The organism is Pelagibacterium lentulum (assembly GCF_003992625.1).
GTDB lineage: Bacteria > Pseudomonadota > Alphaproteobacteria > Rhizobiales > Devosiaceae > Pelagibacterium > Pelagibacterium lentulum.
The window spans coordinates 19,469-42,398 of the sequence record NZ_RZMW01000032.1; the positions used below are offsets into that span (position 1 = coordinate 19,469).

Genomic DNA, 22,930 nt, shown 5'->3' on the forward strand with positions numbered 1-22,930 from the left:
ATGAGAGGGGTTGCGCAACCAATGTGACCGTGTGAATTCTCGCCTCAAGGCAAGCTATGTCGGAGGAGACTTTCGTGACGGGATATGTCTTGGCAATCGATCAGGGAACCACATCGACCCGCGCCCTCGTTTTCGATGCGCAGATGCAGGTTGTTGAAAGTGCGCAAAAAGAATTCCCTCAGCATTTCCCGCAATCGGGTTGGGTCGAGCACGACCCTCAGGACCTCTGGGATACTGTTGTTTGGGCAGTCCGGACGGCACTTAAGAAAGCAGGTGTGGCTGCACAAGAGGTCAAAGGCATCGGTATCACCAATCAGCGTGAAACGACGCTGATCTGGGACAAGGCGACAGGTGAGCCGATTCACAATGCCATCGTCTGGCAGGATCGCCGCACCGGCAGTCTTTGCGAGCAACTGCGTGCGCAAGGCCATGAGCCGCTTTTTACCGACAAGACCGGACTGCTGCTCGATCCTTATTTCGCGGGTACCAAAGTCAAATGGCTGCTCGAAAATGTCGATGGGGCACGTACACGTGCCGAAAAGGGTGAACTGGCCTTCGGTACAGTCGATAGCTTTCTGATCTGGCGGTTGACCGGGGGCAAACGGCACTTAACCGATGCGACAAATGCCAGCCGGACGCTGCTTTACAATATCGGCGAGAACGTCTGGGACGAGGAATTGCTGGGCATCCTTGGCGTTCCTGCTTCGCTGCTGCCCGAGGTCAAGGACTGCGCCGATGATTTCGGCATCTGCGATCCTGAGTTGTTCGGCGCGCCAATTCCCATCTGCGGTGTCGCTGGCGACCAGCAGGCTGCGGTTATCGGGCAGGCCTGTTTTGAGCCTGGAATGCTGAAATCGACTTATGGCACGGGCTGCTTCGCCCTGCTGAACACGGGCACTCAAAAGGTTAAGTCGGAAAATCGGCTGCTTACGACAATTGCCTATCGGTTCAATGGGGAAACCACCTATGCGCTGGAAGGCTCGATATTTGTCGCAGGCGCGGCGGTTCAGTGGCTGCGCGATGAACTCGGCCTTATTGATCGTGCTGACCAAGCGGGGGCGCTGGCCGCAAAGGCTGATCCCAATCAGCACGTCTATCTCGTTCCTGCCTTTGTCGGATTCGGTGCTCCTCACTGGGATTCGGAAGCACGCGGGGCAATGTTCGGGCTGACGCGCGGCTCAGGCGCGCCTGAATTTGCCCGCGCTGCGCTCGAATCCGTCTGCTACCAGACCCACGACCTGTTGGCTGCCATGCATAAGGACTGGCAGACCGGCGATACGGAAACCGTCTTGCGGGTTGATGGCGGCATGGTGGCCTCGGACTGGACCATGCAGTGCCTCGCCGACATTCTCGATGCGCCGGTAGATCGGCCAACCATGCTGGAAACTACTGCCCTTGGCGCAGCCTGGCTGGCTGGCTCTTACACCGGGCTTTGGCCTGACGCCAAAGGCTTTGCAAAGGCCTGGGCGCGCGACAGGCGTTTTGAACCGAAAATGGCGAAGGACGAGCGCAAGCGCAAACTCGACGGCTGGGCCGACGCTGTAGGGCGTACGCTCTCGCATTAATGCTTGTCATACGCTACTGCCCATGGTGATTTCACTTGACCACATACACTGAATTCGCAACACAAAGGCCATGAATAGTTCCGCTAGCAAGGATCGGGCGCCCCGGCGCGTTGACGGTCCCGCCATCTATACCATCGCTGAACTCGCCGATGCCTTCGACATTACCCACCGCACCCTCCGTTTTTACGAGGATAAGGGGATGTTGCGTCCCCGGCGGGTCGGCAACAAGCGTCTCTATACCAACAGGGACCGCCGCCGCTTGCGGATCATTCTCGATGGCAAGCAGGTCGGTCTGACCTTGCGCGAGATTCAGGAGTATCTCGACACCTACGATCTGCGGGACGGGTCTTACGACCATCTGCGCCGCGCGCTCGACAAGGTGCATCACCAGCGTCATCTCCTTCAGCAGCGGCGCGCAGCAATCGAGAAGTCGCTGGCCGAATTGGTCCGGGTGGAGCAGATCATTGAAGGAATGCTTGCCGAGCCGCAGGACCCGGACGGGCAGGGGGACATAATCTGATGGCCTGCAAGCTTGTGCCTGCGTCATTGTTCCGTTACATCCCGATAAGGGCATTACAGGAAACCCGGGCATGAGCCATCGTATCGTTATCGTTGATGATCACCCGTTGTTCAGGTCGGCATTGCGGCAGACCCTTGGGGAAGAAACCAATGGCATGGCCATTGAAGAAGCCGGTGATCTCGACGGGTTGAACGCCACGCTTGAGGCAAATCGCGATTGCGATCTCGTTCTGCTCGATCTCAATATGCCAGGCGTTAGAGGGTTTTCTGGACTGCTGCTGCTGCGCGCGCAGTTCCCCGATATTCCGGTAATGGTTGTTTCCGCCGTGGAAGATCAGTCCGTTATCCGCCGTTGTTTTGATCTTGGGGCATCCGGCTATCTTTCCAAGTCCGAAAGTGCCGCCCGTATCCGCAAGTCCATCGATACCGTGCTTGAGGGCGGCTTGTGGGTTCCTGAAGGCGTTACCCTTGAAGGCGAAGATGAGCAAACCGAAGTGCTATCGCGTCTGTCAACTCTTACGCCACAGCAGGTGCGCGTGCTGATGATGTTGTCGGACGGCCTGATGAACAAGCAGATCGCCTATGAGCTTTCCATCTCGGAAGCGACAGTCAAGGCGCATGTCTCGGCCATTTTGCAAAAGCTCAATGTCGATAGCCGCACACAGGCCGTTATTGCCGCTTCCAAGATCGAGCAGGGCCAGTTTGCTCAACTCGTTGAAGGTGTCGAGGCGTCCTGACCTTTATTGCGCAAGCGCGTCTTCGGCATATTGGGCGGCAAATTCTGCACTTGGCGGAATGGGCTTGATGATGTCGATCAAGACACCATTGGGGTCCGCTGTTATGAAATGGCGCTGCCCGAAATCTTCGTCGCGTAAGTCCAGAAGAATGGGCAGGCCGAGGGACTGAAGCCTGCCATATTCAGCATCGACGTCCTCGACCTCGAAATTGAGCAGCAGCCCTGAAACCTTGCCTTTGCCAGCCTGGGGAATGGTTTCGTGCTGACCATCGAGAATGGCAAGATTGATCGACGGATCGCTCGCCGATTGCAGATGAACGTACCAATCGGCCTCAAACAGAGCCTTGAAGCCGAAATGGCCGACGTAGAATGCGGCTGTGGCAGCGACATCATCGGTCATGACGACGGGATAAAAACTAGAGACACGCATGGGCTTTCCTTTCGCATAGAACAAACATACAGTATGAATGTAAATTGCAAATAACATACAGGCTGCATGTATGCAAGAGATTCGCAGACGTTCCAACAAGGACCGGTCTGAAACGACCCGAGCAGCGCTCATCGCGGCGGGAAGGGCACTATTCGCCGAAAAAGCCTATTCGGATATAGGCACGCCCGAGATCGTCGCCCGAGCGGGGGTGACGCGTGGCGCGCTTTATCATCACTTCGCCGACAAGCAAGCGCTGTTTGCGGCGGTGGCCGATGCCGAGGCGGCGGCGGTGGCAAGTGAAATAGAGCAATCGTCACCTGAGGACACATCGCCAGCCCAGGCACTTCTTGCAGGAGGAAAGGCCTATCTCGACGCCATGGCAGTGCCCGGTCGTACAAGGCTTTTGCTCATCGATGCGCCTGCGGTATTAGGGCACGCTGAAGCAAAGGCGATCGATATGCGCCACGGTGCGCGGACATTGCACGATGGGCTGACACTGGCAATTGAGGCCGGAGCCATGCCGGCCATGCCGATTGAACCGCTGACAGCGATGATCTCCGCCGCCTTCGATCAGGCTGCCCTCGACATTGCTGCAGGTGGAAGTCGTAAGGAATGGGAAGAGATACTCGGGCACCTGTTTGCCGGGCTGTTGAGGTGATTGACCAGCTTACGTCTGTGCGGAAACGTCCCGGCCTTGCCATGCCAATACCGGTCAATTATGTCTCTGGCCCGAACCGCAACACCTAGGCTTGCGGCACCAGACGATTGGATGGGCTTTTGATCGCAGACCTTCTGGACCTCTCGATTGCCGCCGGTGCGGAAATCATGACCGTCTATGCCAGCGAATTTGACGTCGAGATCAAGCCCGACGCCTCGCCGGTAACACAGGCCGACACGCGCGCGGAAGCCATCATCCTTGCCGGTCTTGCGAAAATTGCTCCCGATATTCCGGTCGTAGCTGAAGAATCCGTTGCCGCTGGCCGTGTGCCCCCTCCAAGCGATCGCTTCTTCCTTGTCGATCCACTCGATGGCAGCAAAGAGTTCATCTCCAAAAACGGCGAGTTCACCGTTAACATCGCCCTGATCGAGGAGGGCGAGCCGGTGCTCGGGGTCGTCTATGCCCCGGCGCTTGGCAGGATCTGGTGGGGAGGCAAGGCAGTCCCTGCCCAATCCGCGCAAGTGGAGCAGGGCAAGATTGCCGACTCGACACCTATTGCCGTGGTCGCCTGCGGTCCGCAAGGATTTCGGGTCGTTGGCAGCCGGTCTCACGGCACCCCCGAACTTGATGCCTATCTTGAGAAAATCGCAGTCTGCGATTTTGTAGCTGCAGGTTCCTCGCTGAAGTTCTGCCTCCTGGCCGAAGGCCGGGCCGATCTCTATCCCCGGTTTGGCCGCACTATGGAATGGGATACCGCTGCAGGCGATGCAATTTTGCGCGCGGCTGGCGGCACGGTGGTCACGCTTGATGGTGCCGTGCTGCGCTACGGGAAACGTGACCAGCCATCCGACAGTGATTTTGCCAATCCATTTTTCATCGCCCGCTCGACTGGCAATAACAATTGACCACTGGGTCTTTGCCGGAAAAATCTATTTCCCGAACAAACTTGCGCATTTTCTCAAGCGATGGGATGCAATAAGGTGCGGTCTGCACAAACCGGAGGGCGGATTTGATCGCGGATCTTATCGAGCCATATGGCGCTATAATCGTTGCGGCGACAATCGCGGTCCTTTTTCTCGCATTCGCTCGCGAATGGCGTTCTCCCGAAGTCAGCGCTTCAGTGGCCGTCTCGGCACTGCTCATTCTCGGCATTATTTCCGTCGACGATCTGTTGGGCGTGCTTTCCAACAGTGCGCCTGTAACCATCGCTGCGATGTTCGTTATCTCCGCTTCACTTGTACGGACCGGTGCGCTCGAGGCCTTTGCGCGGCAAGTTACCATGCGCGCCCGAACCCAGCCGCGTCGAACATTACTGTTTTTTCTGCTCTCGATTGCCGCCATGTCGGCAGTCATGAACAATACCCCGCTTGTCATGCTGATGATCCCCGTGGCGGTGGCGCTGGCAAAGGAATTGAACAGTTCGGCGTCCAAATTGCTCATACCGGTATCTTATGCGGCCATTCTCGGTGGCACATGTACGCTTATCGGTACGTCCACCAATATTCTTGTCGATAGCGTGGCCCAGCAAAACGGCATGGCTCCGTTCCATATTTTCGAGATTGCGCCGCTTGGCATTGTCGCGGCTATCGCAGGGATCGCCGTCATGCTGGCTCTGCGCGGGCTCTTGCCCGATCGCACGACCGTTTCCTCGATTTCGATTTCCGAGAGCAACAAGAAGTTCGTGCTTGAGGCTGTGATTGAGGAAAACTCCCCCCATGTAGGCAAAAAGGCCCGAGACGTTCCTGCTTTTAACCGCGCCGACCGCCAACTCATCGACGTCTTGCGCGCGACATTCTCGCTGCGCCGGCACCTCAACGATGTGGTCTTACAGCCAGGCGATGTCGTGGTGTTGCGCACTTCGGTTGCTGAATTGCTGTCGATGAAGGAGGAGGGCGATCTCACGGTGCCTGAAACCGAACATATGCAGTCGCTTGGCGCCAGAAGTTCAACGGTGGTTGAAATTCTGATCGGGCCGGGCGCCGGTATTCTGGGCAAAACCCTGCGGCACCTTCGCTTGCGCCGACGCTATGGCGTCTATCCCATAGCGTTGCATCGCCGGGGCGCTAACCTTGCCGAGCGCTTTGAAACCTCCCCGCTCGAGGTTGGCGATACATTGCTGATCGAAGGCAGCCCTGACGATCTGCGCCGCATGGTCGAAGACTACGATCTGGTCAATGTCTCCCAGCCGGCCGAACGTGGCTTTCGTCGCGCAAAAGCACCGTTGGCCATCGTGGTAACGCTTGCCGTGGTTATTGGCGCAGCCTTCAATATTATGCCGATTGCAGGGCTCGCCGTGATTGGCGCGGCAACCGTACTCGTTTCCCGCTGCGTGGAAGTCGACGAAGCTGTTCAGGCGGTCGACTGGCGCATCCTCGGGCTTATCGTTGCAATGCTCGCGGTCGGCGTTGCCATGGAAAAGGTGGGTCTGGTCAGCCTTATCGTTTTCTCGATGACACCATTTCTTTCCACGCTTTCGCCGCTATTTGCGCTCGGAGTCATCTACCTGCTGTCCTCGTTTCTGACCGAGGTAGTCACAAACAATGCGGTGGCGGTTATTCTGACCCCCATTGCCATTGGCCTTGCGCTGGCGCTTGGCGTCGATCCGCGCCCATTCGTCGTCGCGGTCATGTTTGCGGCAAGTGCAAGTTTTCTGACCCCGATCGGTTATCAGACCAATACCCTCGTCTATGGCGCGGGCGGCTATAAATTTTTCGACTTTGTGCGGATTGGTGCCGTAATGAACCTTGTGGTCTTCGCTATAGCCATGATTTTAATACCGGTTTTCTGGCCATTATAGTGTCTCCGCACCAAAGACCGGTTGCTTTTGATTAAAATCGCAGCGCAGACATTGCTGCCCCGTTAAGGCAAACTATCCCCACCTGTGCGTGAAAAGAACCGTCCACTGGCTCGACTCATTTGCTATCAATATTCAAGGGGCAGTTCACAACCTACGGAGGCAAGATCATGCCGTCAGCATATTTACTGGCCAGGGACAATCTGGAACAGGCTCGCGCAATTCTAGCCAATGACGTATGGTTTGATACCAAGCTCGATCAACTGCTGGATCTCGCTGTTTCCCGCTTGCAAGAACTCGATGCAGCGATTGCCGATCCCAAGATACACACGCTCGAAACGCGCCGCGTGCCCACCAATATCCGGCACTCTAAAATGCCGTGGCTGGGAACCAATTCCTGAACAATCGAGCGCACCCCGTCGACAAATTCCTTTAAAAAAGAAACACTGATCTCCTGTCCGAACTGATTCCTGCCGGAAAAAAGCCGGGAATATTTTGCAGATGGGGACAATGACAGCAACGACACCTAATGATACCCAGCTCAACAAGGCCGCAATTCGCTGGAGCCTGACCAAGCCCGTTCTGGTCGCCCAGACGGATCGAAGCTGGGTTTATCGCGTTCAGCGCGACGACAATCGTCCTGCTGCACTTTATTTGTTCAAGACCGGAAACTCTGAAGATGCCCGCCGCGCCGGGCGACTGCTCGATTGGTATCGGGGCGATGGTGCCTTGCACCATTACAGCTCGTCGGAAGATGCCTTGCTGGTCGAGTGGGCCGATGGCCGCAAACTGGCCGAACCTGCGCTTGATGGCAAGGACGGACAGGCGATGTCTGCGCTGGCTAATCTGGTCGGTATGCTGCATGTGCCAAGGCCCGACATGCCTGAAGGGTTGGTGCCGTTGCGCGAATATCTTTCCGATTTCTTTGCGGCCGACGTGCGGCTATGGCCCGATACGGCACGCGATCTTTATGCCCGCTCGGTCGGCATCGCCTACACGGCATTTGACAAGCCCCATGCCGAAATCCCCTTGCACGGCAATGTACATCACGATCGCGTGTTGCTGACCGAGCGCGGCTGGGTCGCCCGCGCGCCGATAGGCCTTTTCGGCGATCCTGCCTACGATCTGGCGGCAAGTTTTATGCATCCATGGGGTGCGGTGAAGCTGGGCTCCGACCCGATCAGGATCAACGCAATGGCCGATCTTTTCAGCGCTAAGCTCGGCTATCGCCGCAAGCGTATTCTCGCGTTTGCTGCGATCCATGCGGCAAATTCGGCTTGCCGGGCGCTGGAGCGGGGGCAGGCCATCAACTGGCAACTCGCGGTACTGCCAAACTTGCTGTCAGTGTACGACGCGGCCTGAAAACGCAAAATTGGGCAGTAATGTTGACGCGCTAGCATATTAGGTGTCTTGTCGCCTGACGCACTTTTCGTTGTCCTGCCTGGCGTGTCCGTATGCTTGCCGTTCTGAACGTCGTTGCGCCCGTTTTTGCCCTTATTGGCCTGGGCTATTTTGCCGTGCGCTTGCGCCTTTATCCGCGTGAGGGCGTACGTGGGCTGATCGCTTACGTCAACAATTTCGCGACGCCGTGCCTGTTGTTCCGCGCAATGCTGACGGTCGATTTCGAGGCAGCTTTTGTGCCCTCGATCATCATCCCGTTTTATCTCGGCGCTGTCAGCGTGATGGTCCTTGTTTTTTTGATTGCGCGTAACCTCTTCAATCGCACGCCTGGCGAGGCCGTTGCATCTGGCTTTGCGGCCATGTTCACCAATACCGTTCTGGTGGGTATTCCAATCATGCAGCGGGCCTATGGCGATGAGGCCATGCCCATCGTTTATTCGATCATCGGGCTGCATGCGCCGCTCCTGATGACATTTGGCATGTTTGCGATGGAACTCGCGCGCCGTGATGGTGGCAAGATTTCCACTGCACTGCTTCAGGGGGCCAAAAAGTCGGTCACCAATCCCATCCTGATTGGCATCGCCCTCGGCATGATCGGCAACCTCGTCAATCTGGACATGCCCGGCGTTCTGGACGACACGACCGCCTTGCTTGCCTCCACTGTCATGCCTGTTGCATTGTTTGGCCTCGGGGGAGCGCTTAACGAATATAAGCTGGCCGATACATGGTTGCAGGCTGCATTAATGTCAGGCTTCAAGCTGGTTGTTCACCCAGCCATCGCGTGGGTCATCATGGTGCCGGTGTTGCGCGTGGACCCGGAAATTGCGCGCTATGGCGTATTGCTGGCCGCTATGCCGGCGGGGATCAACGTCTATATCTTTTCAACCTTTTACAATCGCTCGGTCGACATTGCCGCCAACACGATCCTGATTTCAACGGTGATGTCGGTCTTTACCATCAGTATGTGGCTCTTGGTGTTGGGAACCTAAAGCCAGGGCTCGCCTGCATCGGGCGGGACCGCCCCAGTTGAGCCGCGCACGATCAGGTCCACCGGCGCGATGGTCTGCATCATCTCTGGCGCTTCGCCATCGATACGTCTGTGGATCATTTCGGCTAGTGCAAAGCCTGCATCGCGGATCGGTGCGCGCGTGACGGTCAATGCAGGGAGGAAGTGCTCGGCCCGCAAATGAGGTAGAACATCGTCATGTGCGATGATGGAAATATCTTTTCCCACGGTTAGTCCGGCCTCGCCCGCGGCGCGCATGGCGCCCAACGCCAACAGGGTTGAGGAGCACAGAATGGCCGTCGGAGCCTTTTCTTCGTGCAGCCATTTGACGGCGCACTGGTAGCCCAGGTCTTCGCTCATCTCGGAGTGATTGACGAACAGCTCGGGCACGCCGATGCCCTCCGCGGCAAGCGCCGCCTGAAAAGCAGCTTCGCGCTGCATGGAAAACGCCATGCCTTCGGCGCCGTTGAGAAACGCGATCCGCCTGTGTCCAAGCGCCAGCAGCAATTGGGTGGCGCGCGAAAAGGCGTCCAAATTGTCAATATCGTAAAATGCGTAGCTGGGATGATCGCCGATATGTCCGTGTACCACGAAGGGAAAATCGTTCTCCATAAGCATCGCAATCCGCGGATCATCCAACTCCGGCGCTGCAATCACCAGGCCGTCGACCAGTCCGGAGTTGATAAGGCGTTCATAGGACTGCAATTGAGCTCCGGGCGGTGCATGACGCAGGATCAGGTCCAACTCGCGTTCGGCCAGCCCCATGCTCAACCCTGCAAGATATTCCAGAAAATGCGGGTCGACCATCAGGCTGCGCGCGGCGCGAAAGATAATGCCCACCATTCCCGACTTGCCGGTTGCGAGCTTTTTGGCGGTGAGATTGGGCCGGTAGTTGAATTTTTCCGCAGCGGCAATGACGCGCGCGCGCGTTTTGGCGCCTACCTCGGGAAATCCGTTAAGCGCGCGGCTTACCGTTGCCGGCGATAGCCCCAGATGCTCGGCCAATTGCCGCAATGTGGTCACTCGAGCCTCCCCTCTCAAGCTTGACTGCGCCAAAGATCGGCGCCTTACCTGTCATAGAACCCCATGTTACTCCTATGCAACACTTAAACCGGTTTGGTCATTGGCTGACTAGGCAGTTTCGGCCTGCCGTGTTTTGATGCGCGACAACGAAGCGCGATTGCGTAGCGGAATTGTCGTTCCGTATTCAAAGCGTTTTAGGCCGGTTTTCGTTCCAGGAAAGAGATTGAGCATGACTGAATGGTGGCGCGGTGGCGTAATCTATCAAATCTATCCGCGCTCATTTCAGGATAGCAATGGCGACGGAGTGGGCGATCTTCGCGGTATCCTGTCCCGGCTGGACTATGTTGCCAGCCTCGGCGTGGATGCAATTTGGCTATCGCCGATTTTCACCTCGCCAATGGCCGATATGGGTTACGATGTTGCCAATTATACCGATATCGATCCGCTGTTCGGCACATTGGACGATTTCGATGCTGTGATTGAAAAAGCCCATGTGCTGGGCTTAAAGGTCATCATCGATCAGGTCGTAAGCCACACTTCGGATCAGCACCCCTGGTTTGTTGAGTCCCGCTCTTCGCGCAGCAATTCCCGCGCCGATTGGTATGTCTGGGCCGATCCCAACGAGGATGGCACGCCACCGACGAACTGGCCGTCGGTCTTTGGTGGACCTGCATGGGAATGGAATGGCGCGCGCCAGCAATATTATCTGCACAACTTCCTTATCGAACAGCCCGATCTCAACTTCCATAATCCTGAGGTGCAGGATGCGGTGCTCGACACAATGCGTTTCTGGCTTGATCGCGGGGTGGATGGGTTCCGCTTCGATACGGTCAATTACTATTTCCACGATGCCATGCTGCGCAACAATCCCCCGGCACCGCGAAATGCAAAGACATCTTTTGCCAGCGATCCCTATGCGATGCAGTTTCATCGCTATTCCAAGAACCAGCCCGAAAACATAGCCTTTCTCAAGCGCGTCCGCGCACTGATGGATGAATATCCCGGCACCACGACCGTCGGCGAGGTGGGAGATCATCACAGCGCGATCGAGTTGATGGCCCAATACACCCAGGGCGATGATCTTCTGCACATGTGCTATTCATTCGATATGCTCGGCCCCCATTTCACGGCCGAACATTTCCGTTCCCGGCTTGAGGCGTTCTTTGAAGGTGCCCCCGATGGCTGGCCATGCTGGAGTTTTTCAAACCATGATGTGCGCCGTCATATCTCGCGCTGGGAATCCCATCAGGTTACACCCGACAGCCTTGGCGAACTGACTATTGCCCTGCTGCTGGCGCTAAAGGGGTCGATCTGCATTTATCAGGGCGAAGAGCTTGGCCTGCCGGAAGCTGAGATCGAATATCACGAGTTAACCGATGCTCAGGCGATCCGCTTCTGGCCGGACAACAAGGGTCGCGACGGGTGTCGCACGCCAATGCCCTGGGATGATAGCACTCATGGTGGTTTTACCGATTCCAAGCCGTGGCTTCCGGTCAAATCTCCGCATCTGGCGCGAAGCGTCCAAACACTGGAAACCGTTGAAGATAGCTTGCTCAATCATTATCGCGACATGCTTGCCTTCCGCCGTCGGCATTCTGCCCTGATCCGGGGCGACACCACTTTCCTTGACGTCGGCGAGCCCATTCTCGCGTTCATGCGGCATGATGAGGCGCACACGATATTGTGCGTTTTCAACCTTTCGCCCGCCACTCAGGAACTGACAGTCAAGGGATTGCCCAATGACGTCGTCCCATCCGGTCAGTCACGCGGGATCGCGCTTGAATCGGGCCATCTGACGCTCAAGGGCAACGGCTTTGCTTTTATCGAGTGCGGCATGAAGGTGAAACCTGCCTCGCTTGCCGTCACTGAAATGGCCGATGCCTGAGATCAGGTCTTGCGCACCAGCAACGCCACGGTGGGTATTGCCAAGGTCAACATCATCAGTCGCGCCACGTGGTGTGCGGCGATAAAGGCAGTGTCATATCCGAGCGCGATAGCCAAAGCGCCCATGGATTCAAGGCCTCCGGGTGAAAGCCCCAGCCACAATTGGCCGAAGGGCATGTCCACGATATAGGTAAGGCCATAGGCGACGAGTGTTACGATCCCGATTGTGATCGCGGTCGTCAGCAGTCCGCCAACCGTTGCTCGTGCAAGTTCTGCGCGCGAAATTCCTGCAAAGCGCGACCCGATCAAGGCTCCCATTCCGATGAAGGTGATATCGACAAGCAGTGGTGGGAGGCTACCCTCAAAATTACCGGTCAGCTTCATTGCTGTAGCGAAGGCCATTGACCCCAAAACATAACCCGCCGGAATCCTCAGCCTTGAAAATACCCATCCGGTAAAGATGCAGCCCGCAGCCACCATTCCCAAAGTGGTCAGCTCCATCGGCTCTGCCGTCATGCCGACATCGTAATTGCCGACCGGCAGGAATATTGCCCCGATGGGCACGCAAAGCGTCAGGATCATCACCCGCAAAACCTGAATGACGATAATCTGGCGCGGATCGCCGACACCCGCCGAAGCGATTCCGATGATAAAGGACAGATGCCCCGGAAAGGAACTGAGATAGGCCGTGCCCTTGTCGAGCTTGAACAACTTGATCAGCACCAGCCCGCAGACCAATACGATGACGACAAGTTCCAACGCCAGCGCCGCCAGCGTAATCGGCCATTGCGCGACAAGGCCCAGTGTGTCCGAGGCAACGCTCGCCCCCATGGTCAGGCCCACAAGGATAAAGAGCCCGTCCCTCAGCCGGTTCGGCACGCTGGTTCTGAAGCCTGCAATCGCAGCGACACTTACCGCCAGTGCGCCGCCCATCAGTATGCCGGCCGGCACATCGAACAGGGAAAGCGTCAGCCCGCCCGCTGCCGAGATCAGCAGCGTTGCGAGCGTCCAGCCGATAACAGGCACAGCCCCGCGACCCTATTGCGCCGGCAGGGCGCGTTCGGCCAACCGGACCCAATAGCTCACCCCGGTGGGGATCGCCTCATCGTTGAAGTCATATGTATCGGTATGCAGGTCAGAACTGTCGCCATTGCCCACAAAGATATAGGCGCCGGGCCGTGCATTGAGCATATAAGCGAAATCTTCGCCACCCATCGTTGCATCGACCTGCGGATTGACGCGCTCTTCGCCTACCAATTCCGCGGCAACCTTGGCCGCAAATTGGGTCTGTTCTGGAGCATTGACCGTTACCGGATAGCCGCGCCGATACGCCACGGATGCTTTTGCCCCAAAGGCCTGCGCCAGTTGCGGCACCAGTCGCTTCATATTTTCTTCCATCAGGTTGCGCACCGCTTCATCAAGGGTGCGCACCGTGCCGGTCAGCCGCGCTGTCCGCGGAATTACGTTATGTGCCGTCCCGGCATTGACCGTTGTAACCGACAGCACCGCCGAGCGGATCGGATCGACATTGCGCGATACCAGCGTCTGCAGGCCGGTGATGATATGGGCCGAAACGATGACCGGATCGATTGCCAGGTTGGGCATGGCCGCGTGTCCGCCATGGCCCTCTATATCGATGACGAATTCATCGGTTCCCGCCATGATGCCACCTTCGCGGATCGCAAAGTGTCCGAGCGGAATGCCCGGCATGTTGTGCATGCCGAAAACTTCGGAAATTCCGAACTTTTCCATCAGCCCGTCTTCGACCATGGCCTTGCCACCGCCGCCGCCTTCTTCTGCGGGCTGGAAAATCACAGCCACAGAGCCATCGAAATTGCGGGTCTCGGCGAGATAGCGTGCCGCACCCAACAGCATCGCCGTATGGCCATCATGGCCGCAGGCATGCATCAGCCCATCATTTTTTGAGGCATAAGGCTTGCCGGTGCGCTCAGTAATCGGAAGCGCATCCATGTCTGCGCGCAGACCGACTGTTTTTCCGCTCGTATTGGTTTTGCCCTTGATGACGCCCACAACACCGGTCCGGCCCATGCCGGTTACGATTTCGTCGACACCGAACGCCTTCAGCTTTTCAGCAACAAAAGCTGCGGTCTTATGAACCTCATAGAGCAGTTCGGGGTTGGTATGAATAGTCTGGCGCCACGCAGCGATGTCAGCATGGAACTCGGCGATACGATTGATAACGGGCATAAGAAACCTGAGAGGACAAATCAGTAAAGAGGCACTTTCTGCCGCCCGGCTTTGCGCGTCAATGGCGGTTTGCCCTAAATCGATATGGCCTGCTGCTGTTGCTGCTGGTTTGCCATCATGTCCTGGGACACTCGGATCGCGTCGTCTGCGGCACGTGGCACGTTAGGAACCAGTCGGACAAGAGCTGTAGTATCCGCATCAAGGCCAGCGGCCAGCCGCACATAATTGGGCGTCGGACACAAATTGACCGAAGGGTCGAACCCGATCCATCCGAGTCCGTCATCCCAGGCTTCCGCCCAGCAATGCAGTCGGGTCGGGGCGCTGACATCGCTTAGCACGTACCCCGTCACGAACCGTGCCGGAACATCCATGCCCCGCAAGGCAGCCACAAACACATGTGCATGATCTTCCGCCGCGATTTCGGGCGTGTCGTCGTCTTCGCCTTCATCGGGTGCATTGGCATCGTGGAGCACCTTCATCAACCAGTGAAACATATCCACGCGGCTGCTCCCGGCCTTTTGCTGCGCCTTGAGACGGTTGATCAGATGCCCATTGGGTCGTGTCTGTGCGGTTGTTCGTTTGAACAGTGCGATATTGGGGTCGGTTTCGAGCTTGCCCAACACCCCATTGCAATCTTTTGTATCGACGATGCCACTGATTGCAATGAACAGAGCCTCGTCATTCTGCGATTGGCTGACCATATGCGCGACATTGCCGAACGCGTCGTCAAAGACCGCTGCGCCGTCCATCCCAGGCATGGAGATCGTCCATTCGACGACCTTTTGCGCTGGCGTGTCGCGGGGCGTTGCCAGTAGGTGCTGCACAGCATGAGATGTTCCTTCCCCGGCGGAAAAGCGGAGTTCATGGCGAACCGAAATGCGCATTAGCTTTTCCTCCTCAGTAGAAATTGTAGCTCTCGGATATCGCATTCGATAGCCGATTGTTGCTGTCCATGAAGGCCACCAGATATTCGTGCAGCCCGCCGGAAAAGACGCTGTCCATTGTGCCGGTTGTCAGCAGTTGTGCCATTTTTATAGCTTCGTCGTGGCAGGCAGATGGCTCGCCGTAAATCTGGTCGAGCATCGCCAGCATCGCACTGACCGACGTCACGCAAAAAGCCAGGGATCGCGGCATTTCCTTGCGGAAAATCAGAAAGTCGGCAATGTTCCAGGCCTTGTACCGGTCGTGATAGATATGCCGGTACGCCCGGTGCGCCGAGGCGGCGCGCAGAATCATCGTCCATTGCTGGATATCGACATCGCTGCCCACCATGCTCGCGCGCGGCAGCAGAACGTAATATTTGACGTCGAGAATCCGTGCGGTGTTATCGGCTCGCTCGATGAAATTTCCCGCCTGCGCAAAGGCAAATCCGTCCGTGCGCATCAATGTGCCCAGCAATGCGCCGCGGAACTGGTTGGAGCTTTGCTTGATCGATTGCAGGAAGCTCGGGAGTTTGTTGCCCATTACATGGCGTGGCTGCACCTGAGAGAATTCCAGCCACGTGCCGTTCAGGCTTTCCCACATGTCGATGGTGATTTCCGTCCGTACCGATTTGGCATTGGTGCGAGCGTTGAAAAGGCTGGATTTCACCGAAGACGGATTATCCATGTCGAACAGCATGAAATGGGCGACATTGGCCACGTCGATCACATCGTGCTTTGCGGCAAAGGCTTCTTCGGCTTCAGCTGCTTGCAGCATCGACAACAGATGCTCGGACTCCTCACCGCGTTCGGTGAGGCTCATGCGGTATCCTACATCGAGCAGACGCGCCATGTTTTCGGCGCGCTCGACATAGCGTGACATCCAGAACAGGTTAGCGGCAGATCGTCCAAGCATCACCTCAATCCTCCAGAACCCAGGTGTCTTTGGTGCCACCTCCCTGGGAGGAGTTGACCACAAGGGAACCAGGTTTCAGAGCCACCCGTGTCAGTCCGCCGGGCGTTATGCGAACCTTGTCGCCCACAAGAACGAACGGCCGCAAATCGACATGCCGGGGGGAAATCCCTTTGTCGGTGAAGGTGGGACAGGTGGAGAGCGCGAGCGTCGGCTGTACGATGTAATTGTCAGGCCGCGCTTTTATCTTGTCGGTAAATTCGGCCCGCATCTTCTTGGTGGAAGCCGGGCCAACCAACATGCCATAGCCGCCCGAGCCATGCACTTCCTTGACCACGAGGTCAGCCAGATTGTCGAGCACATAGGCGCGCTCGTCGTCATTGCTGCAATTGTAGGTCGGTACATTCTTGAGGATGGGCTTTTCGCCCAGATAAAATTCGATGATCTGCGGCACATAGGTATAGACCGCCTTGTCGTCGGCAATCCCCGTTCCCGGCGCGTTGACCAGTGTTACATTGCCTGCGCGATAGGCGTCGAACAGTCCGGGCACGCCCAGCATTGAGTCCGGTTTGAAGGTCAGTGGATCCAGATAATCGTCGTCGATCCGGCGATAGATGACGTGCACCCGCTCTGGCCCCAGCGTTGTACGCATATAGACCTTGCCATTCTCGACAAACAGGTCATGGCCCTCGCACAGCGTCGCGCCCATTTGGTCGGCAAGGAAGGAATGCTCGAAATAGGCTGAATTATAAATGCCCGGCGTCAGCACGACGATGTTGGGCGCCCCATCGCATGTATCGGGCGAAACGCTTTCCAGTGTCCGGCGCAGGTTTTCCGGGTAGTTTTCGACCGGCGCCACCTTGAGCTTGTGGAATAGATCCGGCACAAGGTGCATCATCGCTTCCCGGTCTTCGAGCATATAGGAAACACCCGAAGGCGTGCGCAGATTGTCTTCAAGCACATAAAAATCGTCGGGGCCGGTGCGCACCAGATCGACCCCGATAATATGCGAATAGATCCCGCGCGGCGGGGTAAATCCCATCATTTGCGGGCAAAAGGCTTCATTCTGGATGATGAGCTTTTCGGGAATACGCCCCGCGCGGATAATGTCCTGGTTGTGATAAAGATCGTGCAGGAACATGTTGAGCGCCTTGACGCGCTGCTCGATGCCTTTTTCGAGGCGCCGCCATTCGGCTGCGGAAATCACTCTCGGTATCACATCGAAGGGAATCAGGCGTTCGGTAGAGGCATCGTCGCCATAAACGGCAAATGTAATGCCAAGGCGCCTGAAAATCGTTTCAGCATCCGCAGCCAATTGCTTTAGCGCCGATTTGGGCTGAGCCTGAACCCAGTCCGCCAGGATGCGGTAAGGTTCGCGGATCGATCCATCCGCATTGAGCATTTCGTCGAAATATTTCTTTTCGCTCATATGCCTTCTTTTTGAAACCGGCACTTCCCTACGCGCAAACCATTGGTGCATATTTATTGTACGTCGTCCAGCGGTCTTAAAAAACGTTTTGGGCCGATACACGGACTATGCCGATCAGGGGAGTGAGACCAATTTCCAATTCAGTTCTGATTACACACCAGCTCTATTCCACCTGTATGGAGGCGCTTGAAGCGCGTTTCGACACCTGCCGACTGTACGAAGCAGATGATCGTGATGCCTTTCTGGCAGAAAAGGGAGCAGGGATTCGCGCCATCGCAGGCAGCAACGTAAATGCGGCAATGATGGACAAGATGCCCAATCTCGAACTGATCGCCAACTTCGGGGTCGGTTATGATTCTGTTGACGTCGAGGCAGCAAAAGCACGCGGCATTCGCGTTACCAATACCCCGGACGTGCTCAACGATGCAGTGGCCGAACTTGCTATCGGGCTCATGGTGGCAATGGCTCGCAAGATTCCCCAAACCGATCGTTTTGTGCGGGAAGGCAAATGGCTCGATGGTGCCTATCCGCTGACTTGGGAACTCAATGGCAAGACACTAGGTATTCTGGGGCTTGGTCGCATCGGCAAGGAAATCGCCGTGCGTGCCCAGGCCATGAAAATGCGAGTCGTCTATCATGGCCGGAACAAGCAGGATAACCAGCCCTTCATTTATTACGACGATCTCACGGACATGGCCCGCGATGCCGATTGGCTCATGGTTATCGCACCCGGCGGCGCACAAACCCGCAATATCGTATCAAGACAGGTGCTCGAAGCGCTTGGGCCGCAGGGCGCAGTTGTCAATCTGGCGCGCGGCACACTGATCGATGAAGTCGCCATGCTTGAACTCCTGGAATCCGGCGAACTCGGTGGCGCCGCGCTCGATGTCTTTGCGCAAGAGCCCAAAATGGACTCGCGCTTTTTCGCGCTCGATAATGTGGTTCTCTCGCCCCATCAGGGCAGCGCGACCGACCAGACCCGTCACCAGATGGGTATGCTTGTGGTGAAGAACATTGAAGCCCATTTCGCAGGCAAGTTGTTGCTGACGCCGGTTGTTTGAGCCACGTCCATGACCGGAGATTTTACACCCGCCGATAGGCTCGAGATCGACTTTATCGGAGGCGCGGTCGGGTATCGTCGAATGCAGGGGCATGGGCGCTCGCAGCCCTTGCCCAAGGCCGTTGGCATGGCAAAAGGACATCTGCCGCAGGTGGTCGATGCTACGGCGGGCATGGGGCGCGATAGTTTCGTCCTGGCCACGCTTGGCGCGCAGGTCACAATGATAGAGCGCAATCGGGCTGTTTATGCGGCGCTGGAAGAGGCGATTACCCGCGCACGCGACCACAACGCAGAACTGGCCTCAATCGTTAGCCGGATGACGCTACTTTATGGCGATGCAAAAGACCTCTTACCCGAACTTGCGCCCGAGGTCGTGCTTGTCGATCCCATGCACCCGGATCGCACCAAGTCCGCTTTGGTGAAAAAGGAAATGCGCATCATGCGCGATACAGTCGGCGCCGACACCGATTCTGCCGCATTGATGCAGGTCGCATTCGCCTCGGCCACAGAGAGGGTGGTGTTGAAATGGCCCTTACGCGCCGCTTCCATCGAGGGTATCCGCAACCCCTCCTATCAGATCATGGGCAAGACCATCCGCTATGACGTGTTTGTGATCGGCTGACCGGGTGGAATCCTCTGACATTACAGCATTGTAATTTGTCTGCACGGGCCGATGGCCATCATGGGTTAAGGCGTTCAAACTTGAAACGGAGCCAATCCAGAAATGTCCAATACCCTTCAAACCAACAAGCCACGCCTCATCATCGCCCCGCTCGCAAAAGTCTATGATCTTGGCACTCCGATTGCCGAAACCGTCCTGCGTGTCCTTGCCGGTATGGCGCTCATGGTTCATGGCTGGCCCAAGATCCAGAACCCATTTGGGATGGCGGGAATGGTTGAAGGTCTCGGCTTTGTTCCGGGCATTTTCTGGTCTCCGGCCCTCGCTGTCACCGAGTTCTTTGGCGGCCTTTTGCTTGTCCTTGGGCTTTTGACACGCCCTGCAGCCTTTGCGACGATGGTTGTGTTGCTCGTTACCGTCTATGCGCATTGGATTGCGATGGGGCAGGGCTATTCCGGCGCCGAACTGTCGATCCTCTGGTCAGCCATCTTGTTGTTTTTCGCGATGCGCGGTGCCAACCGGTTTTCGGTTGATGCCAAGATCGGCCGCCAGTTCTGATCTTTAACAGCCCTTGGTCCGGGGATCGGTGCGGGAAATCTTTAGCTTTGCTGCGACTGCTCATTGAAAACGCGCCGCACACGTCTATAAAGGCATCGCGCACGCTAACGCTTCCCAGGACCGAGGAAACCTGATGTTTGAATCCCTTACGCCCGCCCCGCAGGACAAGATTTTCGCGCTTATGGCAGCCTATCAGGCCGACAATCGCGATGGAAAAATCGACCTTGGCATTGGCGTTTATAAGGATGACGAGGGCAACACCCCCGTTATGACCGCGGTCAAGAAAGCTGAGGAGCGCCTGCTGGCGACAGCCAAGACCAAATCCTATGTTGGCGTTGCCGGCGACAAGACCTTCAACAAACTGATGATTGATCTCGCGCTCGATGGCGCTGTGCCCGATGACCGCGTGCGCGGCGTTCAGGCCCCGGGCGGAACCGGTGCGCTGTGGATCATTCTCATGCTGATCCAGCGCTCCAACCCTGACGCCAAAATCTGGATCTCGGACCCAAGCTGGCCCAACCATGTGCCGATGGTCGAGCAGGTTGGTATGCCGTCAGCCAGCTACCCCTATTTTGATCCCGAAACCGGCAAGGTCCGGTTTGAGGACATGCTGGCGACCCTTGATGGCTTGGGTAAGAACGACGTCGTTCTCCTGCATGGCTGCTGCCACAATCCTACGGGCGCAAACCTTTCGCCCGAACAATGGGATCGCGTGATTGAGAGCCTTGAGCGCACCGGCGCCTTCCCACTCATTGACATGGCCTATCAGGGCTTTGGCGATGGTCTTGAGGAAGACGCTTATGGAGTGCGTGCGCTTGCCCGCAAGATTCCCGAGTTTGTCGTGGCCACGAGTTGCTCTAAGAATTTCGGCCTTTACCGCGACCGTGCCGGCTGCGCCATCGCCGTTGGCAGGGATGCAAAAGCTGCCGATCTTGCCAATGCGCAAATGATGAGTTGCGTGCGTGCCGCCTATTCACAGCCACCCGCTCATGGCGCCGAGGTGGTGCGCGAAATCCTTTCCGACGACGCCTTGCGTGCCGAATGGAAGAGCGAGCTTGAGGCCATGCGCACCCGCATGGTTGCAAACCGTCTGGCTCTGGCCGAAGCCATCCGTGCCCGTTCCAACAGTTCCGATTTCGATTTTGTCTCCGAGCATCGCGGCATGTTCTCGCTGCTCGGATTGCCGACCGCCACTGTCGACCAACTAAAAGACAAAAACGCCATCTATATGCTCGATGACAGCCGCATCAATATCGCCGGTCTTTCTGGTGAGCGTATCGAGCGGTTGGCTGACGCGATTGTCGCGGCAACCCGTTAATTATCGTCATTTGCGGCATTTCGCCTTGCAGGTATGCCGTTCCATGAATACATCTTGGTCATTAGACTAAAGTATGATCCCGAAAGGGGGAGAGAAATGAAGTTCTTTGTCGATACAGCAGAAGTCAGCGAAATTCGTGAACTGCACGATATTGGCCTGCTCGATGGCGTCACCACGAATCCGTCGCTGATTGCTAAGTCCGGCCGCGACTTCAAGGAAGTCGTCAAGGAAATCTGCGATTTGCTGCCCGGTTTGCCGGTTTCGGCTGAAGTTGCCGCAACAGATTATGATGGCATGATGGCGGAAGCCGATGTGCTCGCCAAAATTGCCGACAATGTCGTGGTTAAGCTGCCGCTGACGCTTGCCGGTCTGAAGGCCTGCAAGGCGCTCACCGGTCGTGGCATAAAGACCAACGTGACCCTGTGCTTCTCTGCCAATCAGGCTCTTTTGGCCGCCAAGGTCGGTGCGACCTACATTTCGCCCTTCATCGGCCGCATCGACGATCTGAACGTTGATGGTATGCAGCTCATTCAGGACATCCGCATCATCTACGACAATTACGGCTTTGAAACCGAAATTCTCGCAGCTTCGATCCGCTCGGCCAACCACGTGTCCGATGCCGCGCTTTCGGGGGCGGATGTGGCCACCATTCCACCGGGCGTTCTCAAGAAGCTGGCGGACCACGTTTTGACTGACAAGGGCCTCGATGCCTTCGTCAAGGATTGGAAGTCCACCGGCCAGTCGATCATCTAAGGCTGGACGCCTTTATGGCAGACACGCAGATTGAACAGACGATCCGCAATGCGCTGGGCGCCATCGAGGTGCCCGGCGGAGCTTCGCTCGCCGAATTTCCCGGCCTTTCCGATATCATCGTCACCAAAAGCGCAATTGCCGTTGCCATCTCGGTTGCTCCGGGCATGGAAGCGGCTTTCGGTCCTGTTCGGTCTGCCGCCGAGGCGGCGGTCGCCAAGGTTGCCGAAGGGCGCAAGGTGATGGTTTCGCTCTCCTCGCAAAAGCCCCCATCCAATGCAGCGCCGCAAGGCGCGTCAAACCGGCCCGGTCCGCCGCCGCGCACGCCGGTCCCTGGCGTAAAGCACATTGTTGCCGTTGGCTCAGGCAAGGGGGGGGTCGGTAAATCAACCTGCGCCGTCAATATCGCGCTGTCATTGGCTTCAACCGGCCTCAAGGTCGGCATTCTGGATGCTGACCTTTACGGCCCTTCACTGCCTAAACTGCTTGGCATCGAAGACAAGCCCGCCATTCGCGATGACGGCATTTTCCGCCCGTTCGAGGTTCACGGCCTCAAGGCCATGTCGATCGGCCCTATGCTTGAAGGCAATCAGGCTGTTGTCTGGCGCGGTCCCATGGCGACCTCCGCCTTGCGACAATTGCTGCGCGAAACCGACTGGGGCGGCATTGATATTCTGGTCGTCGATCTGCCACCTGGCACTGGCGATATACAGATTTCCCTCGTGCAACAGGTTGAACTTGCCGGCGCGATCATCATTTCGACCCCGCAGGACCTCGCCCTGATCGATGCGAAAAAGGCCATCGACATGTTCGCGCGGGTCAAGATTCCCGTCCTGGGCATTGTCGAGAATATGAGCTATTTCATCGCGCCCGATACCGGCAATCGCTATGATATCTTCGGCCACGGCGGCGCGCGGAATGCTGCCGTTGATCTTGGCATCGATTTCCTCGGTGAAATCCCGTTGGTCATGGCCATTCGCGAAGGCTCGGACGCCGGACAACCGGCGGTCATCGCAAGCCCGGAAGGTCCAGAAGCCAAGGCGTTCAAGGCCATCGCCGACCAGATTGCGGCCCGTATCAACGCTCCGCTGGCAAAAACGCTTCCCTGAGCGCCTTACTATGCTAGATGACAAGTGATC

The 22,930-nt window shown here is 57.0% G+C and carries 23 protein-coding genes; 16 read left to right on the forward strand and 7 right to left on the reverse strand.

Annotation, left to right across the window (positions count from 1 at the left end):
• The first annotated feature begins 74 nt into the window (after positions 1–74).
• The 3 genes from glpK to EO133_RS08865 all read left to right on the forward strand — a co-directional run bounded on the left by glpK (position 75) and on the right by EO133_RS08865 (position 2,821).
• Positions 75–1,565 (forward strand): glycerol kinase GlpK, encoded by a 1,491-nt coding sequence (gene glpK, locus EO133_RS08855; RefSeq protein WP_127072290.1) that lies wholly within the window; start codon positions 75–77, stop codon positions 1,563–1,565.
• A gap of 70 nt (positions 1,566–1,635) precedes the next feature.
• Positions 1,636–2,085: a MerR family transcriptional regulator gene (locus tag EO133_RS08860; protein ID WP_127072291.1), complete on the forward strand. Its 450-nt coding sequence runs from the start codon at positions 1,636–1,638 to the stop codon at positions 2,083–2,085.
• 70 nt (positions 2,086–2,155) lie between these two features.
• A complete protein-coding gene (locus tag EO133_RS08865) occupies positions 2,156–2,821 on the forward strand; it encodes a response regulator (protein ID WP_127072292.1) in 666 nt (221 codons plus the stop codon).
• A gap of 3 nt (positions 2,822–2,824) precedes the next feature.
• Here the strand turns inward: EO133_RS08865 and EO133_RS08870 are convergent, their stop codons facing one another.
• Positions 2,825–3,250 (reverse strand): VOC family protein, encoded by a 426-nt coding sequence (locus EO133_RS08870; protein WP_127072293.1) that lies wholly within the window; start codon positions 3,248–3,250, stop codon positions 2,825–2,827.
• Between the two features lie 70 nt (positions 3,251–3,320).
• Here EO133_RS08870 and EO133_RS08875 point away from each other — a divergent pair, with 70 nt between their 5' ends.
• From EO133_RS08875 to EO133_RS08900, 6 genes are all read left to right on the forward strand, one after another.
• Positions 3,321–3,908 carry a TetR/AcrR family transcriptional regulator gene (locus EO133_RS08875; protein WP_127072294.1) on the forward strand — a complete coding sequence of 196 codons (588 nt, stop codon included), beginning with the start codon at positions 3,321–3,323 and terminating at the stop codon, positions 3,906–3,908.
• A 122-nt stretch (positions 3,909–4,030) separates the two neighbouring features.
• On the forward strand, positions 4,031–4,813 hold the full coding sequence (gene cysQ, locus EO133_RS08880; protein ID WP_127072421.1) for a 3'(2'),5'-bisphosphate nucleotidase CysQ: 783 nt from the start codon (positions 4,031–4,033) through the stop codon (positions 4,811–4,813).
• A 104-nt stretch (positions 4,814–4,917) separates the two neighbouring features.
• Positions 4,918–6,705: a sodium:proton antiporter gene (locus EO133_RS08885; RefSeq protein ID WP_127072295.1), complete on the forward strand. Its 1,788-nt coding sequence runs from the start codon at positions 4,918–4,920 to the stop codon at positions 6,703–6,705.
• A 167-nt stretch (positions 6,706–6,872) separates the two neighbouring features.
• Positions 6,873–7,103: a hypothetical protein gene (locus EO133_RS08890; RefSeq protein ID WP_127072296.1), complete on the forward strand. Its 231-nt coding sequence runs from the start codon at positions 6,873–6,875 to the stop codon at positions 7,101–7,103.
• 109 nt (positions 7,104–7,212) lie between these two features.
• Entirely contained in the window at positions 7,213–8,064 is an 852-nt protein-coding gene (locus EO133_RS08895; protein WP_164734945.1) for an aminoglycoside phosphotransferase family protein, read from the forward strand.
• Positions 8,065–8,156: 92 nt separating this feature from the next.
• Positions 8,157–9,092, forward strand: coding sequence for an AEC family transporter (locus EO133_RS08900; RefSeq protein WP_127072298.1), 936 nt, complete (start codon positions 8,157–8,159; stop codon positions 9,090–9,092).
• On the opposite strand, the gene EO133_RS08905 is transcribed toward EO133_RS08900, so the two are convergent.
• The gene (locus EO133_RS08905; protein WP_164734946.1) at positions 9,089–10,132 is read right to left on the reverse strand and encodes a substrate-binding domain-containing protein; all 1,044 of its coding nucleotides are present in this window, start codon (positions 10,130–10,132) and stop codon (positions 9,089–9,091) included. The genes EO133_RS08900 and EO133_RS08905 overlap by 4 nt on opposite strands.
• A 229-nt stretch (positions 10,133–10,361) precedes the next feature.
• Here EO133_RS08905 and EO133_RS08910 point away from each other — a divergent pair, with 229 nt between their 5' ends.
• Positions 10,362–12,017, forward strand: a complete 1,656-nt coding sequence (locus tag EO133_RS08910) for an alpha-glucosidase family protein (RefSeq protein WP_127072300.1) — start codon at positions 10,362–10,364, stop codon at positions 12,015–12,017.
• Between the two features lie 2 nt (positions 12,018–12,019).
• Here EO133_RS08910 and EO133_RS08915 read toward each other — a convergent pair whose 3' ends face one another.
• The 5 genes from EO133_RS08915 to EO133_RS08935 form a co-directional block, all read right to left on the reverse strand.
• Complete coding sequence (locus EO133_RS08915) at positions 12,020–13,042, reverse strand: AbrB family transcriptional regulator (RefSeq protein ID WP_127072301.1); 1,023 nt, start codon at positions 13,040–13,042, stop codon at positions 12,020–12,022.
• 12 nt (positions 13,043–13,054) lie between these two features.
• Positions 13,055–14,224: a M20 aminoacylase family protein gene (locus EO133_RS08920; protein ID WP_127072302.1), complete on the reverse strand. Its 1,170-nt coding sequence runs from the start codon at positions 14,222–14,224 to the stop codon at positions 13,055–13,057.
• Positions 14,225–14,298: 74 nt separating this feature from the next.
• Positions 14,299–15,108: a transglutaminase family protein gene (locus tag EO133_RS08925; RefSeq protein WP_164734947.1), complete on the reverse strand. Its 810-nt coding sequence runs from the start codon at positions 15,106–15,108 to the stop codon at positions 14,299–14,301.
• A gap of 13 nt (positions 15,109–15,121) precedes the next feature.
• Complete coding sequence (locus EO133_RS08930) at positions 15,122–16,060, reverse strand: alpha-E domain-containing protein (protein WP_127072304.1); 939 nt, start codon at positions 16,058–16,060, stop codon at positions 15,122–15,124.
• A 4-nt stretch (positions 16,061–16,064) separates the two neighbouring features.
• Positions 16,065–17,486 carry a circularly permuted type 2 ATP-grasp protein gene (locus tag EO133_RS08935; protein ID WP_127072305.1) on the reverse strand — a complete coding sequence of 474 codons (1,422 nt, stop codon included), beginning with the start codon at positions 17,484–17,486 and terminating at the stop codon, positions 16,065–16,067.
• Positions 17,487–17,608: 122 nt separating this feature from the next.
• On the opposite strand from EO133_RS08935, the gene EO133_RS08940 reads away from it, so the two are divergent.
• The 6 genes from EO133_RS08940 (at position 17,609) to EO133_RS08965 (ending at position 22,900) form a co-directional block, all read left to right on the forward strand.
• Positions 17,609–18,547 (forward strand): 2-hydroxyacid dehydrogenase, encoded by a 939-nt coding sequence (locus EO133_RS08940; protein WP_244640832.1) that lies wholly within the window; start codon positions 17,609–17,611, stop codon positions 18,545–18,547.
• Between the two features lie 9 nt (positions 18,548–18,556).
• Positions 18,557–19,168, forward strand: a complete 612-nt coding sequence (locus EO133_RS08945) for a class I SAM-dependent methyltransferase (protein WP_127072307.1) — start codon at positions 18,557–18,559, stop codon at positions 19,166–19,168.
• A gap of 102 nt (positions 19,169–19,270) precedes the next feature.
• Positions 19,271–19,723 (forward strand): DoxX family protein, encoded by a 453-nt coding sequence (locus EO133_RS08950; protein WP_127072308.1) that lies wholly within the window; start codon positions 19,271–19,273, stop codon positions 19,721–19,723.
• 133 nt (positions 19,724–19,856) lie between these two features.
• On the forward strand, positions 19,857–21,041 hold the full coding sequence (locus tag EO133_RS08955; protein WP_127072309.1) for an amino acid aminotransferase: 1,185 nt from the start codon (positions 19,857–19,859) through the stop codon (positions 21,039–21,041).
• Between the two features lie 96 nt (positions 21,042–21,137).
• Entirely contained in the window at positions 21,138–21,794 is a 657-nt protein-coding gene (gene fsa / locus EO133_RS08960; protein WP_127072310.1) for a fructose-6-phosphate aldolase, read from the forward strand.
• A 14-nt stretch (positions 21,795–21,808) separates the two neighbouring features.
• A complete protein-coding gene (locus EO133_RS08965; protein ID WP_127072311.1) occupies positions 21,809–22,900 on the forward strand; it encodes an Mrp/NBP35 family ATP-binding protein in 1,092 nt (363 codons plus the stop codon).
• Positions 22,901–22,930: the final 30 nt, after the last annotated feature.

Bases quoted from the DNA above. Each gene is read 5' to 3' on its own strand.
- EO133_RS08860 (WP_127072291.1), top strand. From the start codon at position 1,636: ATGAATAGTTCCGCTAGCAAGGATCGGGCGCCCCGGCGCGTTGACGGT.
- EO133_RS08865 (WP_127072292.1), top strand. From the start codon at position 2,156: ATGAGCCATCGTATCGTTATCGTTGATGATCACCCGTTGTTCAGGTCG.
- EO133_RS08870 (WP_127072293.1), bottom strand. From the start codon at position 3,250: ATGCGTGTCTCTAGTTTTTATCCCGTCGTCATGACCGATGATGTCGCT.
- EO133_RS08875 (WP_127072294.1), top strand. From the start codon at position 3,321: ATGCAAGAGATTCGCAGACGTTCCAACAAGGACCGGTCTGAAACGACC.
- EO133_RS08890 (WP_127072296.1), top strand. From the start codon at position 6,873: ATGCCGTCAGCATATTTACTGGCCAGGGACAATCTGGAACAGGCTCGC.
- EO133_RS08895 (WP_164734945.1), top strand. From the start codon at position 7,213: ATGACAGCAACGACACCTAATGATACCCAGCTCAACAAGGCCGCAATT.
- EO133_RS08900 (WP_127072298.1), top strand. From the start codon at position 8,157: ATGCTTGCCGTTCTGAACGTCGTTGCGCCCGTTTTTGCCCTTATTGGC.
- EO133_RS08910 (WP_127072300.1), top strand. From the start codon at position 10,362: ATGACTGAATGGTGGCGCGGTGGCGTAATCTATCAAATCTATCCGCGC.
- EO133_RS08920 (WP_127072302.1), bottom strand. From the start codon at position 14,224: ATGCCCGTTATCAATCGTATCGCCGAGTTCCATGCTGACATCGCTGCG.
- EO133_RS08925 (WP_164734947.1), bottom strand. From the start codon at position 15,108: ATGCGCATTTCGGTTCGCCATGAACTCCGCTTTTCCGCCGGGGAAGGA.
- EO133_RS08930 (WP_127072304.1), bottom strand. From the start codon at position 16,060: ATGCTTGGACGATCTGCCGCTAACCTGTTCTGGATGTCACGCTATGTC.
- EO133_RS08935 (WP_127072305.1), bottom strand. From the start codon at position 17,486: ATGAGCGAAAAGAAATATTTCGACGAAATGCTCAATGCGGATGGATCG.
- EO133_RS08945 (WP_127072307.1), top strand. From the start codon at position 18,557: ATGACCGGAGATTTTACACCCGCCGATAGGCTCGAGATCGACTTTATC.
- EO133_RS08950 (WP_127072308.1), top strand. From the start codon at position 19,271: ATGTCCAATACCCTTCAAACCAACAAGCCACGCCTCATCATCGCCCCG.
- EO133_RS08955 (WP_127072309.1), top strand. From the start codon at position 19,857: ATGTTTGAATCCCTTACGCCCGCCCCGCAGGACAAGATTTTCGCGCTT.
- fsa (WP_127072310.1), top strand. From the start codon at position 21,138: ATGAAGTTCTTTGTCGATACAGCAGAAGTCAGCGAAATTCGTGAACTG.
- EO133_RS08965 (WP_127072311.1), top strand. From the start codon at position 21,809: ATGGCAGACACGCAGATTGAACAGACGATCCGCAATGCGCTGGGCGCC.